Source organism: Frigidibacter oleivorans (genome assembly GCF_003993775.1).
In the GTDB taxonomy this organism is placed as follows: Bacteria; Pseudomonadota; Alphaproteobacteria; order Rhodobacterales; family Rhodobacteraceae; genus Frigidibacter; species Frigidibacter oleivorans.
In genome coordinates, this window is the sequence record NZ_RJRZ01000037.1 from 1 (window position 1) to 686 (window position 686).

Annotated in this window: 1 protein-coding gene and 1 tRNA gene; one reads left to right on the forward strand and one right to left on the reverse strand. The window is 59.6% G+C overall.

Annotation, left to right across the window (positions count from 1 at the left end):
• The coding region (locus EEY80_RS20335; protein ID WP_205749171.1) for a hypothetical protein at window positions 1–334 on the forward strand (334 nt) is incomplete at its 5' end.
• 229 nt (window positions 335–563) lie between these two features.
• Here EEY80_RS20335 and EEY80_RS19925 read toward each other — a convergent pair.
• Window positions 564–640, reverse strand: a tRNA-Met gene (locus EEY80_RS19925).
• Between the last annotated feature and the right edge of the window lie 46 nt (window positions 641–686).

Genomic DNA, 686 nt, shown 5'->3' on the forward strand with positions numbered 1-686 from the left:
GCAATGGGCGAACAGCTTCGCGCAAATGAACCGCTGCGCAGATCGCCCATTGCTCCGTCGGCGCAACCGCGCCAAATTCAACCGCCGACTCTGGTCTCAGCTGGATGAGCATCGGGGGTCACAGCAGAAGGCATCGACGACGATGCAGGGCGCGATCGTTCTTTCGAAGATGCTGGCTTTGACTGGCGTTGTGCCAAAGCGCGCGGCAAGACTTGCCAGCAGGGCGGATTTACCTGCCCCTGGCTCGGCTAGAACGATTACGACACCAGGCGCGGCGAGGAGATCACCTTCGGCAACGCGCAATTCATCGATGATGAGCTTTCGGGGGATGTGAAACGGGGGCACCGGAAACGAGCTTTCGGACAACGTTGGGTTGTTGGCCGAGAATGCAGTGCTGGATCGATGCGCGCAAGGTCAGGGCGTAGGCTTTGCACGCCACTGCCTGCCCATGCCCACGACTGCGTGCTGTTGCTGTTTTTCTGTGGCGCTCTCGCTGGAATCCCTGCGCTTTCGGTTCAAACGCAAAACCCCGCCGGAGTGGCGGGGTCATTGCATTTGTATTCTGGTTGCGGGAGCAGGATTTGAACCTGCGACCTTCAGGTTATGAGCCTGACGAGCTACCGGGCTGCTCCATCCCGCGCCGGTGCCGCATTGTTTTGCGGCGTGGATTGTCTGGTTTGTTTCGT